This is a genomic window from Litoreibacter albidus (assembly GCF_900107015.1).
GTDB lineage: Bacteria > Pseudomonadota > Alphaproteobacteria > Rhodobacterales > Rhodobacteraceae > Litoreibacter > Litoreibacter albidus.
The window spans coordinates 56,698-69,149 of record NZ_FNOI01000006.1 but is presented as its reverse complement, the minus strand read 5'-3'; the positions used below and the strand labels follow the sequence as shown (position 1 = coordinate 69,149).

Here is a 12,452-nt window from a genome sequence, read left to right as displayed (position 1 = left end):
GTGAAACCGCTCAGACTATTCTTTTTATTCTTATCGCTAACATAGTCATTACGCAGGGAAATTGCAACTTCACCCTCGTTTGCCACCTTCAACTCTGCGCGATCACGCCAGCACCCGCCGCTTGACGACGCCCCCCGCTGCCCCTAAAGACCCCGCTTTCATTCGAGGGGCCGTACAGCGCCCCGCACAGGACTTGGAACGGGGCCGCGCGATGACCAAACAGATGCACACATTGGGCATAGACTTCGGCACCTCGAACTCCGCTGCTGGGTATCTGCGCGACGGCAAGCCCCATCTGATCGAAGTCGCCCCCGGTCAGACAACCCTGCCCACCACGTTCTTTTTCGACTTCGACACCCGCCAAACGCTGATCGGGGAACCCGCCAACGCCGCGTTGCTCAACGGCGAGGACGGGCGCTTCATGCGCGCGCTCAAGCGCGTGCTTGGCTCCAGCCTGATGCACGAGAACCGCCAAATCCTGAACGAGCGTGTGACCTTCGTCGATATCATCGCCCGCTTCCTGAACCGGATCAAAACCAGCGCGGAGGCCGAAACCGGCCTGACATTCGACCGCGTGATCTCTGGCCGTCCGGTGGTGTTTCACGGCGCCGACGACCCGCGCGAACTTGAGGCCGAGAACGATTTGCGCGCCTGCTACATGGCGGCGGGCTTTAAGGAGGTGGATTTCCTCCCCGAGCCGGAAGCCGCAGCCATCGCCAGCGGCGCGTTGGAGCAGTCCGGCGAAGTCGGCCTGATCGTCGACATCGGCGGCGGGACGTCGGATTTCTCGCTGTTCAAATCCGGCAGCGACGGCGTCACCATTCTGGCCAATCACGGCGTGCGGATTGGTGGAACCGACTTCGACCGCTCGATCAATTTCAACCGTGTGATGCCACTGCTCGGCAAGGGCACCGAGCTGCGCAAAGCCATCGGTCCGGGGGCCACGCCAGTGCCCGTCGCCATCTACAACGACCTTGCCACATGGGAGAAAATCCCCTTCCTCTACACCGCCAAGACCCGCCGTATGGTCGAAGACATGGCGCGTATGGCCTACGAGCCGGACAAGATGAACCGCCTCGCAACCGTGTTGGAGGATGAGTTGGGCCACGATCTGGCCTTCGCGGTGGAGCGCGGAAAGATCGCGGCCAACTCCGGCGACGCGAACTCCATCATCGCATTGGACCAGATAGAGCGCGGGCTTAGCACCACCTTGCCCATCGACGTGATGGCCGAAATTCTGGACGTCCACGCCCAAGCCCTGCGCGAAGGCGCGCGCGAAACCTTGCGGATGGCCCAGATTGATACATCAAAAGTTCAGCGCGTGATCTACGTCGGCGGCTCCAGCCTGATGTCGATGGTCTCCGACACCATGAAAGCGCAATTCCCGAAGGCGGAGCATTCCTTCTCCGAGGTCTTCACCGCCGTCACCGACGGCTTGGCGCTGGCCGCCGCGCGGCGCTAAGCACTACTCAAAGAACGTCGCGTTACGGCCACCGACCACAATGTCGAAATCATAGGCCTCCTCCACATCCGCGCCGCCCACGTCGCGCGGCTTGCCCACGTTGCGCGAAAACGCGTCACCCATCAAAATGGCCATCGGGTCCGCCGCGTTGTTCGGCTCATCCGGAAAATACATCTGGGTGATCAAACGCGACGCCCCGCCACTGACCGACAGGTGAATGTGCTTTGGCCGCCAACGGCCAATGTCAGGGCGCGCCAGATAGGCGCCGGGGCTGATGGCCCAAAACCTATACGCCCCGTCCGCATCCGTGAACACGCGCCCCATGCCCAGATGGTTGTCGTCCAGTTCTAGGCCGGATTGATCCTCAATGTGGCGGTAGCGGCCGAAGTGGTTCGCACTCCACACCTCCAGCAACGCATGGCGCACCGGTGCACCGCTTTGGGTGCGTACGGTGCCCGTCACCTCAATCGGCACACCCTGCGCGCGGGGCCTGTCGGGGGCAGTGCGGGTCATGTCCCATTCATGCGGGCTGGCGCGGAACCGCGCAGGCACCACCGGCACAAAGCTTTCGCGGGCGGCAGCAGGGATCAGCCGCAGCCGTTCACGCGGGGTGCGCTGGTCAGAGGTGTTGTCAGTCGGGCCAATGCCCAAAATGCGGCCTTCGGTGCTCATGTCTCAGCTCTCCAGATCATCAAAAAACGGGGTCTCGCCATCACCGGCCATCACGATATCAAACAGGTACACTTCCGCACCGTTCGCCGTTCTGCCGTCATGACGTGCAATCAGCCTTGGCGCATCATCGCCAACCGCCAATAGCACCGGATCAGTGGCGTTCGCACCCTGCCCCTCAAAGAACAGCTGTGTGACGATCCGGCTGATCCCGTCCGAGAAGATCGTGACCGTAATATTGGGCGCACGTCCCGCCGCGGCCCCTGGCATGATGGTGCGGAACTCGTATGCGCCGCTCGCCGTGCGCAGCCTGCCAAAGCCGTCAAACCACGGGTCAATGTCAGCGTCGTCGCCATGCGCGGGCGTGCGGTAGACGCCCTTGGCGTTGGCCTGCCAGAGCTCAAGGATCGCGCCGTGCGCCAGATCCCCGTGCCTGTCCAGCACCCGACCGCGCAGGACGATGGGGGTGCCGCTGGCCTGCCCTACGACGCCCGCATCAACGCGGGTCAAATCCTCTAACGCGGGTTCGCGAAAGTAGATGGGGAAATAGGGCCCGCAGGTGTCTTCGTTGGTTGCGGGCAATGCGTTCTTGGCGTCCGGCGACATTGCGTTTCCTCCATTGTCAATTATGCGTTTTGTATATAAAACGCTGCAAAATTGCGATATAAAGTTGGTTCCAGATGGCAAAATCGCCCAATCACGACGTTTATTTTGTCCCCGGATTGCACCGTGGCCTGCGTGTGCTGGAAATTCTTGGCGCGTCTGAGGCCCCCATGTCGCTCAGCGACATCGCGCGGGCGATGGAATTGAGCCGCTCCTCCGCGTTCCGGCTGGTCTACACCCTGCGCCAGATGGAGTTCATCAAGGAGGCCGAGCAAGCCAACACCTTCACCCTTGGGGCGCGGGTTTTGAACCTTGGGTTCGCCTATCTCAACCAGCAGCCGATCACCGCCATCGCCCGCCCGCATTTGGCGGAGCTGCGCGACACCACCGGCGTCTCCACCCACCTCAGCGTGTTGGAGGGGCACGACGTCCTCTACCTTGTCAGCCATCAGGCGCGGACGGGCTACGTGTCGAACATGCGCACTGGCACCCGCACGCAGGCCTATGCGTCGGCTATCGGCTGGTGCCTTCTGGGCGCGCTTGATGATGCGGAACTGGCTGCCTTTTGCGACACGGTGGACTTCGTGCGCTTCACCGAACACACCCCCATGACCCCGCAGGAGTTGCAGGCCCGCGTGGCCCAAACACGCGCCGACGGCTACGTCGTCTCCCAAGGGTTCCGTGAACCCGGCGGCTCCAGCGTTGCGGTGCCCGTGCGCAATAACGCGGGCGCGATTGTGGCTTGCGTGAACCTCTCGGGGCCGGATGTGGGCTTTGACTTTGACCGGCTCGACAGCTTCTACATCCCCGAAGCCACCGCCGCCGCGCAGCGCATCTCGCAGGAACTCGGCTACCAATCCGGCTGAGCCGCCCGCCGCTCTAAAGCGCCGCGATATGTCGCCGCCCCGCGTCATGCTTTGTGTGCGATCCCCAACAGATCACGCGCCTCGTCAGGGGTCGCAAGTGCGCCCCCCAGGTCGTCGATCATACGCGCCGCCTTACACACCAATTGCGCGTTGGACGTGCAATGCTCGCCCTTGGCGAGATACGCCGTGTCCTCCATCCCGATCCGCACATGCCCGCCCAAAAGCCACGCTTGCGCCAGCATCGGGAACGCGGCGCGGCCAATGCCGAACGCCGCCCACTGCGTGCCCTGCGGCAACTGGCTGACAAGATAGGCCATCGTCGCAGGGTTCGCGACCGCCCCGAACCGCACGCCCAGCACCATCTGCACCATAAGCGGCGTCTGGATGATCCCGCGCGCCACGAAATCCTTAACCATATGTAAATCACCGCTGTCGAAGAGCTCGATCTCCGGCATCACCCCCGCGCGGTAGATGCGCTCGGCCATGATCTCCAGATTGCGCGGGCTGTTGATGACGCTCGCGGCCCCCGACCACATGGTGTTGAAATCGAGTGTGCAAATATCGGGGCGTAACGCCTCCACATGGGCCACTCGCGTCTCTGGCGCACATAGGGTGGAGCCTTCCGCCGCCTGCTGTGGGTCATCGTCCGACGGCACGAACCGCCCGCCCTCGCCGGTGGTGAGGTTGATCAGAACGTCGTCATTCTCCGCCCTGATCCGCGCAACCAGATCCTCGTAGAAATCCAGCCGCATGGAGCCTTTTGCCGTTTCAGGGTCGCGCACGTGCAAATGCACAATCGCGGCCCCCTCCGCTGCGGCGTCCAAGGCTTGGCGGGCAATTTGTTCTGTGGTGACAGGCAGATACGGGCTTATCTCCGGCGTCATCAGGTTGCCCGTGATCGCCGCCGTCAGGATCGTTTTGCGTGCCATGTCAGCCCCCTGTTACCGCGTCAATAGTGTCAGCCAGAAGGGTCACGATCTGGTCAATCTCCTCCGCGCTGGAGGTATAAGACGGGGCCAGTAGGACGTGATCCCCGTTGATGCCGTCAACGCACCCCTGCGCCCCGTAAACCATTAACCCACGGGCTTTCGCGTCGGCTTGAATCCGCCCCGCGAGGAGGTTCCCTGCGGGGAACGTCGCCTTTGTTTCCCTGTTCGCCACCAGCTCAACCGTCCAGAACAACCCGCGCCCGCGAATATCCCCGACGTGCGGATAATGGCCTAACGTCTGGCGCAATGCGGCCTCTAGCTGCGTGCCGCGATCCTTCACGTTTTGCAGAAGGTTTTCGCCCTCGATGACCTGCTGCACCGCCAGCGCCCCCGCTGTCGCGATGGCGTGGGACATATAGGTGTGGCCGTTCCAAAGCTTCCCGCTGCCGTCCGCAATCGCAGTCACAACGTTCTGCGCGGCGATCACCGCCGCAATCGGCTGGTACCCAGCCCCCAACCCCTTGGCCGTGGTGGTGATGTCTGCGGCGATACCTTCTTGCTCCAAAGCGAACAACGTCCCCGTGCGCCCCATGCCGCACATCACCTCATCCGCGATGAAGAGCACGCCGTGCGTGTCGCAAATTTCGCGGATACGCGCGAAGTAGCCTTGGGGTGCGGGCTGCGTGCCAAGCGACGCGCCGATCACCGGCTCCGCCACGAAGGCCATCACGTTGCCCGCCCCTTGCGCGTGGATTTCTGCCTCAAGCAGGTTGGCCAACCGCAAGGCGTAGTCATCCTCGGACTCCGCGCTGCCCCGCTGACGGTAGGGATACGGCGCGTCGATGTGCGACACATCCATGAGCAACGGCGCAAAAGGCGCGCGCCGCCCTGCGTGGCCGCCCGTGGCCAGCGCGCCCAGCGTGTTGCCGTGATAGCTTGGCTTGCGGGCGATGATCTTGGTGCGGGCGCTGTCACCGCGCTCCAGATGGTATTGCCGTGCGAGCTTCAGCGCGGCCTCCATCGCCTCCGACCCGCTGCCCAGATACATCACGCGCCCGTCGCCGGTGCCGTCGGGCATCCGCTCTATGATGAAATCGGCGAGCGCTTCCGCCGGTGCGTTGGTGAATTCGCCGGTGTGCGCGAAGGCCAGCGTGTCGACCTGCGCCTTGATGGCCTCGCGCACCTTGGGATGATCATGCCCAAGGCAGGAAACCGCCGCGCCGCCGCAGGCATCAAGGTATGCGCGCCCGCTGTCGTCGATCAGGTAGTTCCCCCGCCCGCCCACAACGGTGGGCAGGTCGGACGTGAGGCTTCGGTGGAAAACATGGCTCATGTGGATACCGTCTTGCATATAAACACATGTTTTGTATATTAGACGCACATCAAAACAGCAAGGCCTGACATCGCAATGACCGGCGCCCTACATGACATTAAGGTACTTGATCTGACCCACGTTCTGGCGGGGCCGTTTTGCACCTATCAACTGGCGTTGCTGGGGGCGGATGTCATCAAGATCGAAGACCCGAGCGCGCCCGATTGCGCCCGTGGCCGCGGACCGGACCAAGGTGGCAACGCGGACGGGCTGGGGCTGAACTACCAAGTGCAAGGCGGCAACAAGCGCGCGATGGCGCTGGACCTGCGCACGCAGGAGGGCCGTGCGCTGCTCTTGCAAATGGCGCAACGCGCGGACGTTTTGGTGGAGAACTACACCACAGGCGCGCTGGCACGGCTTGGCCTTGGCTACGACGATCTGGCAGCCGCGAACCCGTCTCTGATCCATTGCGCAATTACTGGCTTTGGCGACAGCGGTCCGATGGCTGAGATTGGCGCGTATGACAACGTGATCCAAGCCACCAGCGGTATCATGGCGCAGTGCGGCGGGCAGAAGGCGGGGGTGTCCTTCGTGGATTACGCCACAGGCTACGCCGCCGCCTTCGCGGTGACCTCGGCGTTGGTGCAGCGCCAGCAGACGGGTCAGGGCACGCATATCAGCGTCTCCATGCTGGAGGTCGCCATGCAGATGATGGCCCCCGAAGTCGCCGCCGCCCAGCACCCCAACGCGCCCCAGCGCGACAAGGAAGCCGGCATCGCCTGCTATGACACCAGCGATGGGCAATTGATGCTTGGCGCATTTCGCCCGCAACAATACGTGAAGCTGGCCGCGATGCTGGCGGGGTTGGGGCATGACGTGGCGGGGTTGGGCGGCATTCACGACTGGCCTGACGTTTGGGCAATCCCTGCTGCGACCAAAGCGGCCTTGGCGGCAGTTTTCGCGCAGAAACCTGCGGAGGAATGGGTGGTGCTTTTACATGCGGCGGACCTGCCTGCGGCGCAGGTGAACACCCTAAAAGACGCGGTGCAGACCCCGCAACTTGCCGCGCGCGGTTATTTTCAGACCACCGCCAACGCGCCGCAAACACCCCTACCCGGCCCCGCGTTCACCATGACGCAGGGCGGCGGCGGGTTGCGTAGCGCCCCGCCGAAACTTGGCGCGCACACCCGTGACATATTGGCGGAGCTTGGCACGCCGGAGCAGGAAATCGCGCAGCTCTATGACAGCGGGGTCGTGGCATGAGCGTGTTGACGGCAACGCCGCTGACGGAACTGCCCGCGCCTTTGCACCATACCGGAGAGCCGTCTGACTGGGCGAAGATGACCCGTCCGGGGCAAAAGATGCACTCTTTCCTGGAGGCCGCGTTTTATGACGAGGATGGCAACCTGTGGTTGTCGGATGTGCCCTACGGGCGGGTGTTTCGCATCAATAAGTCGGGCGAATGGACGCTGGCGCACCAGATCGACGGGGAGCCGCACGCGATGCGGCTGGCACCCAAGGACGGGCGGCACATCGCAGTTGATTACCGCCACGGGCTGATCGAACTGACCGGCCCTCAGGATTTCACCCCCCTGAGCACGGGCGGCGAGACGCCGTTTCTTGGGTTGTCCGATATGGCCTACGGGCCGGACGGGGTTTTGTGGTTCACCGATTCAGGGCGCAGCAGCCTGAGTGACCCTTGCGGGCGGGTTTACCGCTGGGACGGGACGTTGCGTTTGGTCTTGGACTGCGTGCCCTACTCCAACGGTATCTGCCTGTCGCCGGACGGCGCGTGGGTTTACGTGGCCGCGACACGGGCCAATCAGGTGTGGAAATTTTCCAGCCGCCTGCCGGACACGGCCCCCCCCATGGTGGGCACCTACCTGCAATTGTCTGGCGGCTTGGGGCCGGATGGCTTGGCGTGCAACGCGCTCGGCTGGCTTGCGGTGGCGCAGGCGCAGGCCGGACGGGCCTATGTGTATGACGCCCTTGGCGACCTCTTGGCAGAGGTCCGGCTACCGCGTGGCCTCTGGACCACCTCCGTGACCTTCCATCCTGACGACCCACAGCAATTGACCATCGTAGATGCGCAGTTCGGGGCCGTGTTCACCTGCAACATTCCGACCCCGAGGACCTGACACCATGCAAAAAGAAGATCTACACGGCTACGTGCCTGCCATTGCCACCCCGTTCAATGACAAGGGGGAGATCATGGAGGACGCCTTTGTCGACCTGTTCGAGTTCCTGCTGTCGCGGGGGGCCACCTGCGTGTGCATCGCGGGGGACAACGGTGAAAGCTGGGCGCTGTCGGCGGAGGAACGTGGCCGTCTGGTGCGCCTTGCCAAGGACACCGCACGCGGGCGCGTGCCGGTGATGATGGGCATTTCCGCCCCGACGATCGACGCCTCGCTGGCATATGTGCGCGCGGCGGAGGAGAACGGCGCGGATGTGTTGCTGTCCATGCCGCAAACCTACGTGCTGAAGGCGTCCGAGGCAGAGCTGATGGCCCGGTTTGACAAAGTGTCTGCGGCGACGAAGCTTCCGCTGGTGCTCTATAACTCGCCGCGCCGAATGGGCTTTTCTCTGACCATCGACCAGACCGAGACGCTGCTGGACCACCACAATGTGATTGGCATCAAGGAAAGCCAGCGCGACTTCTTCTACCACAGCCACCTGCTGCGCCGCTTGGGCCATCGCATGTCCGTGATGACCGGACCGTGCCACTACATCCTGCCCGCCTTTGCCCTTGGGGCGAAAGGCTTTATCGCCACGGGGCCGGAGTTCACCGACCTGAAGCCCAGCGACATGGCGACCGTCGGCACCGCAGCGCCTGACGACACCTACCGCCACGCGCATCACCAGTTGACGGTGCTCTACGAGTTGCTGATGGGCATCGGCACGTGGCCCTCCGCGTTCAAAGCGGCGCTGAACCTGATCGGGCAACCCGCAGGCGTGCCGCGCGATCCGGTGCACCCGTTGGGCGACGCGGATATCGACAAGATCAAACGCACCTTTGATGAATTGGGCATCTCTTACAGATGATCCGGCTTGTCCCGAACCACGCGTCCAAGATCAAGCGCCGCGACAAGGTGGGCTTTACCTTTGACGGCTTACGTCTGGAGGGGCGGCGCGGCGAAAGCCTTGCCGCCGCGTTGTTGCAAGCGGGACATCTGAACCTTCGCACCGCCCCGTTCGGGGATGCCCCTGCGCGCGGTGCGTTTTGCCACATGGGGATCTGTCAGGAATGCGCCGTGCGCATTGAGGGGCGAACGGTGGAGGCTTGCCGCACCGAACTCACCGACGGGCTGGTCGTGGAGCGTGTGTCATGAGTGGCGATTACGACGTGGCGATTGTGGGCGCGGGTCCAGCGGGCGGCAACGCCGCGCTGGCGGCGGCGCAACACGGGCTGCGTGTGCTGCTTCTGGACGAGCAACCCGCCGCTGGCGGGCAGGTTTGGCGGGCCAAATCCAGCGCCATTCTTGCGGCCCCTGCGACGGAAGAATCCACCGCTGGCACGTCACTGCGCAACAGGTTGGCGCAAAGCAGCGTCACGCACTTAAGCGGGGCCCGTGTGTGGCAGATGTCACAAGACGACGGGTGGAAACTGGAGGTTTTGCAAGGCGGTAGCAGCGAAACCTACACTGCAAAGAAACTGGTTCTGGCCACGGGCGCGCGCGAATATGTGCAACCCGTTCCGGGTTGGACCACACCGGGCGTGATCGGGCTGGCGGGGGCCACCGCGCTGTTCAAACAGAACCTGCGCGCCCCGGGGCAACGGACGGTGGTCTGCGGCACGGGGCCGTTGGTGTTCTATGTGGCCAGCGAAATTCGCCGCCTTGGCGGAACCGTCGCTGCGGTGATCACCCCGAACGCCCGTATGGATTGGGCGTGCGCCACGCCCGCCTTGCTGCACCGCCCCGCGCTTTTGGCACGCGGCGCGCTTTGGGTTGCGGATTTGAAACTCGCGGGCGTTCCGATCTATTGGCAACACGCCGTAACGGGCGTCGACGGCGACACAGAAGTCACGGCGGTAGAGTTCGCCCCCCTGTCGCACGACTGGACGCCCGAGGCGTCCCGCGTGGTCATACGCGCCGATAGCCTGTGCTTGGGCAACGGCTTGATCCCGCAGATCGAGGCGGCACAGATGCTGGGCGTCCCCCTCACCCACGACGCCCATTTGGGCGGCTGGGTGCCACGTGCCGCGCCGGACGGGGTCACGGACGTCGCGGGTCTGTATTTATGCGGCGACGGCGCGGGCATTCGCGGGGCGGAGGCCGCCGTGCACCAAGGCACGCTCACGGGACTGCGCATCGCCGCTGACATGGGCTTTGACACCAGCACGGCCCGCGACAGCAGCCGCGCCCTCTGGGCCCGCGCCGCCCGTTTTGGCCGCGCCATGACTGCACTGAGCATTCCGCGCGCGGGCTTGGCGCGGTTGAGTAAGGACGACACGGTCGTGTGCCGCTGCGAGGGCATCACCAAAGCCGGTATCACGCAAGAGATCACCCACGGAGCTGGCAGCTGCAACGCGGTCAAATCCGGCCTGCGCGCGGGGATGGGCCCCTGCGGCGGCAAGTTTTGCCAAACCGCCGTGGCCCAGATTATCTGCACAGAGACAGGCCAAGACGTGGCGCAAGTGGCCCCGCCCACCGCACGCCCACCGCTTTGCCCCGTACCGCTGGACGCGGCGGCGGGGGCGTTTGATTACCACGCGCTGCCAATCCCGAAACCGGCCCCGCTATGAGCTATGACATCGCCATCATCGGCGGCGGCATTATGGGATGCGCCACTGCGCTGCGCCTTGCGGAGGGGGGTATGCACCCCATCGTGCTGGATCAGGGCGATCTGGGTCAAGGCGCGTCGGGCGTGAACGCGGGCACGTTGAGTTTGCAAATCAAGCGGGTGCAACTGATGCCTTACGCGCTGCGCGGGCACGACCTGTGGGCCCAGATGGGCGACGCCGTGGGCTTTCACAAGTCCGGTGGCTACACGCTCGCCTTCAACGCCCGCGAGGCGGAGTTGTTGACTGAGCGCCAGACCCTGAAGGCCGAGGCAGGGGCGCCGATTGAATTCGTCTCTAACGCGCAGCTCCGCAGGGCGGCGCCGAACCTGACGCAAAATGTCGTGGCGGCAAGCTATTGCGCGGAGGACGGCTATGCGAATTCCTCCCTCACGGGGCAGTATTACCGCGGGCGGTTGCAAGACGCGGGCATCGCCTACCGCACGCACAGCCCCGTCACCGCGATTGACAAAACGACCGCGTTCGAGCTGGCGACGCCGCAGGGCACCGTGCGGGCAAAGCGTCTTTTGCTGGCGGCAGGCGCGTGGCTGAAGCCGGTCGCCGCGATGCTGGGCGTTGATCTTCCTGTTCAGGCGCGGGTGAACACGGTGTCGGTGACCGAACGCATGCCCCCTCTGATGTCGAGCGTGATTGGCCACGCCACGGGCCTGCTGACGATGAAGCAAAAGGCCAATGGAACCGTGCTTATCGGCGGCGGCTGGCAGGGACGCGGCACGCCGCAAGACGGGCGCGGCACGGTGGCAAGCGACACGCTGCGCCCCAATCTGGCGCTGGCCCAATATGCCGTGCCGTCGCTGGGCAGCGCGCGTGTTTTGCGCAGCTGGACGGGCTTTGAAGCCAATGTGCCCGACTTCTATCCGCTTGCTGGCGCGCTACCACACGTGGCGGGTGCCTACGTTTTGGGCTGCGTGCGCGGCGGCTACACCATCGGGCCGTATATCAGCCGCCTGATGGGCGATTTCATCTTGGGCCAAGAGCCTGAACTGCCCCTGTTCGATCCGGGGCGTGCTTACACAAAGGAGCCGACATGACAGACGACCCAGCCCGCTTGGACGGAAAACTCGCGATTATTACCGGCGGGGGCAGCGGCATTGGCGAGGCCACCGCGCATGTCTTCGCCAAGGCGGGGGCCACGGTGGTGGTGACGGGACGGCGGCGCGCGCCACTTCAAAAAGTGGCTGACGCGGTGGGTGGGCATGCCATCGCCTGCGACGTGTCCGACCAAGCGCAGGTGCGCGATATGTTCGCGCAGGCGCTTAAGATCACCGGCCGCGTGGATGTGTTGCTGAACAACGCGGGCGGGCCAGGCCCGATCGCCCCGGTGGCGGATGTTGACATGGCCGATTGGGTCACCTGCATGAACATAAACCTCGTGGGCGCAATGTACTGCCTGCAAGAGGCCGCAAAGGTAATGACGGCGCAGAAATCCGGCTCTATCATCAACATGTCGTCGCTGATGGGCATCCAAGGCTACCCGATGCGGTCCGCCTATGTGGCGTCGAAATTCGCATTGATCGGGATCACGGAAACCATGGCGCGGGAGTTGGGTCCGGTCGGGGTGCGCGTCAACGCACTGATGCCGGGGGCTGTGTCCGGCGAGAACATGGACCGCATCCTTCAGCGCCGCTCCGAGGCGGAAGGGCGGCCCGCCAAGGATATCGAGCGCGAGAATTACACCGACGTCGCCGTGCTCAAACGCTGGGTCGCGCCGGAGGAAGTCGGGCGCGCGGCACTTTACTACGCGTCGGACCTGAGCTCCGCGATTACCGGTGATAAAATGAAAGTCGACTGCGGTCGTTTTTAACGCTCC

13 protein-coding genes are annotated in these 12,452 nt (G+C 64.1%); 9 read left to right on the top strand and 4 right to left on the bottom strand.

The window, feature by feature from the left end; all coding sequences use genetic code 11:
• Window positions 1-211: 211 nt before the first annotated feature.
• A complete protein-coding gene (locus tag BLW66_RS13675; RefSeq protein WP_089947723.1) occupies window positions 212-1,462 on the top strand; it encodes an Hsp70 family protein in 1,251 nt (416 codons plus the stop codon).
• Between the two features lie 3 nt (window positions 1,463-1,465).
• Here the strand turns inward: BLW66_RS13675 and BLW66_RS13670 are convergent, their stop codons facing one another.
• Together BLW66_RS13670 and BLW66_RS13665 are read right to left on the bottom strand one after the other, a co-directional pair.
• Window positions 1,466-2,134, bottom strand: coding sequence for a dioxygenase family protein (locus BLW66_RS13670; RefSeq protein ID WP_089947722.1), 669 nt, complete (start codon window positions 2,132-2,134; stop codon window positions 1,466-1,468).
• A gap of 3 nt (window positions 2,135-2,137) precedes the next feature.
• Window positions 2,138-2,737 carry a dioxygenase family protein gene (locus BLW66_RS13665; RefSeq protein WP_089947721.1) on the bottom strand — a complete coding sequence of 200 codons (600 nt, stop codon included), beginning with the start codon at window positions 2,735-2,737 and terminating at the stop codon, window positions 2,138-2,140.
• 74 nt (window positions 2,738-2,811) lie between these two features.
• On the opposite strand from BLW66_RS13665, the gene BLW66_RS13660 reads away from it, so the two are divergent.
• Window positions 2,812-3,600, top strand: a complete 789-nt coding sequence (locus BLW66_RS13660; protein WP_089947720.1) for an IclR family transcriptional regulator — start codon at window positions 2,812-2,814, stop codon at window positions 3,598-3,600.
• Window positions 3,601-3,644: 44 nt separating this feature from the next.
• Here the strand turns inward: BLW66_RS13660 and BLW66_RS13655 are convergent, their stop codons facing one another.
• Both BLW66_RS13655 and BLW66_RS13650 read right to left on the bottom strand, forming a co-directional pair.
• Window positions 3,645-4,529 carry a beta-keto acid cleavage family enzyme gene (locus BLW66_RS13655; RefSeq protein WP_089947719.1) on the bottom strand — a complete coding sequence of 295 codons (885 nt, stop codon included), beginning with the start codon at window positions 4,527-4,529 and terminating at the stop codon, window positions 3,645-3,647.
• Window position 4,530: 1 nt separating this feature from the next.
• Window positions 4,531-5,862: an aspartate aminotransferase family protein gene (locus tag BLW66_RS13650; protein WP_089947718.1), complete on the bottom strand. Its 1,332-nt coding sequence runs from the start codon at window positions 5,860-5,862 to the stop codon at window positions 4,531-4,533.
• Window positions 5,863-5,937: 75 nt separating this feature from the next.
• Here BLW66_RS13650 and BLW66_RS13645 point away from each other — a divergent pair, with 75 nt between their 5' ends.
• Genes BLW66_RS13645 through BLW66_RS13615 form a run of 7 tightly spaced genes read left to right on the top strand, consistent with a single transcriptional unit; the run spans window position 5,938 to window position 12,446 of the window.
• Complete coding sequence (locus tag BLW66_RS13645; protein ID WP_089947717.1) at window positions 5,938-7,104, top strand: CaiB/BaiF CoA transferase family protein; 1,167 nt, start codon at window positions 5,938-5,940, stop codon at window positions 7,102-7,104.
• Window positions 7,101-7,979 (top strand): SMP-30/gluconolactonase/LRE family protein, encoded by an 879-nt coding sequence (locus tag BLW66_RS13640; protein WP_089947716.1) that lies wholly within the window; start codon window positions 7,101-7,103, stop codon window positions 7,977-7,979. The genes BLW66_RS13645 and BLW66_RS13640 overlap by 4 nt, the downstream gene beginning before the upstream one ends.
• Window positions 7,980-7,983: 4 nt before the next feature.
• Window positions 7,984-8,883: a dihydrodipicolinate synthase family protein gene (locus BLW66_RS13635; protein ID WP_089947715.1), complete on the top strand. Its 900-nt coding sequence runs from the start codon at window positions 7,984-7,986 to the stop codon at window positions 8,881-8,883.
• The gene (locus BLW66_RS13630) at window positions 8,880-9,170 is read left to right on the top strand and encodes a (2Fe-2S)-binding protein (protein ID WP_089947714.1); all 291 of its coding nucleotides are present in this window, start codon (window positions 8,880-8,882) and stop codon (window positions 9,168-9,170) included. Before BLW66_RS13635 ends, BLW66_RS13630 begins: the two co-directional genes overlap by 4 nt.
• Window positions 9,167-10,585 carry an FAD/NAD(P)-dependent oxidoreductase gene (locus tag BLW66_RS13625; protein ID WP_089947713.1) on the top strand — a complete coding sequence of 473 codons (1,419 nt, stop codon included), beginning with the start codon at window positions 9,167-9,169 and terminating at the stop codon, window positions 10,583-10,585. The genes BLW66_RS13630 and BLW66_RS13625 overlap by 4 nt, the downstream gene beginning before the upstream one ends.
• The gene (locus tag BLW66_RS13620) at window positions 10,582-11,673 is read left to right on the top strand and encodes an NAD(P)/FAD-dependent oxidoreductase (RefSeq protein WP_089947712.1); all 1,092 of its coding nucleotides are present in this window, start codon (window positions 10,582-10,584) and stop codon (window positions 11,671-11,673) included. Before BLW66_RS13625 ends, BLW66_RS13620 begins: the two co-directional genes overlap by 4 nt.
• Window positions 11,670-12,446, top strand: coding sequence for an SDR family NAD(P)-dependent oxidoreductase (locus BLW66_RS13615; RefSeq protein ID WP_089947711.1), 777 nt, complete (start codon window positions 11,670-11,672; stop codon window positions 12,444-12,446). Before BLW66_RS13620 ends, BLW66_RS13615 begins: the two co-directional genes overlap by 4 nt.
• Window positions 12,447-12,452 lie beyond the last annotated feature (6 nt).

Coding starts and splice junctions, on each gene's coding strand:
- BLW66_RS13635 (WP_089947715.1), top strand. CDS start 7,984: ATGCAAAAAGAAGATCTACACGGCTACGTGCCTGCCATTGCCACCCCG.
- BLW66_RS13665 (WP_089947721.1), bottom strand. CDS start 2,737: ATGTCGCCGGACGCCAAGAACGCATTGCCCGCAACCAACGAAGACACC.
- BLW66_RS13625 (WP_089947713.1), top strand. CDS start 9,167: ATGAGTGGCGATTACGACGTGGCGATTGTGGGCGCGGGTCCAGCGGGC.
- BLW66_RS13660 (WP_089947720.1), top strand. CDS start 2,812: ATGGCAAAATCGCCCAATCACGACGTTTATTTTGTCCCCGGATTGCAC.
- BLW66_RS13645 (WP_089947717.1), top strand. CDS start 5,938: ATGACCGGCGCCCTACATGACATTAAGGTACTTGATCTGACCCACGTT.
- BLW66_RS13640 (WP_089947716.1), top strand. CDS start 7,101: ATGAGCGTGTTGACGGCAACGCCGCTGACGGAACTGCCCGCGCCTTTG.
- BLW66_RS13620 (WP_089947712.1), top strand. CDS start 10,582: ATGAGCTATGACATCGCCATCATCGGCGGCGGCATTATGGGATGCGCC.
- BLW66_RS13630 (WP_089947714.1), top strand. CDS start 8,880: ATGATCCGGCTTGTCCCGAACCACGCGTCCAAGATCAAGCGCCGCGAC.
- BLW66_RS13615 (WP_089947711.1), top strand. CDS start 11,670: ATGACAGACGACCCAGCCCGCTTGGACGGAAAACTCGCGATTATTACC.
- BLW66_RS13670 (WP_089947722.1), bottom strand. CDS start 2,134: ATGAGCACCGAAGGCCGCATTTTGGGCATTGGCCCGACTGACAACACC.
- BLW66_RS13675 (WP_089947723.1), top strand. CDS start 212: ATGACCAAACAGATGCACACATTGGGCATAGACTTCGGCACCTCGAAC.
- BLW66_RS13650 (WP_089947718.1), bottom strand. CDS start 5,862: ATGAGCCATGTTTTCCACCGAAGCCTCACGTCCGACCTGCCCACCGTT.
- BLW66_RS13655 (WP_089947719.1), bottom strand. CDS start 4,529: ATGGCACGCAAAACGATCCTGACGGCGGCGATCACGGGCAACCTGATG.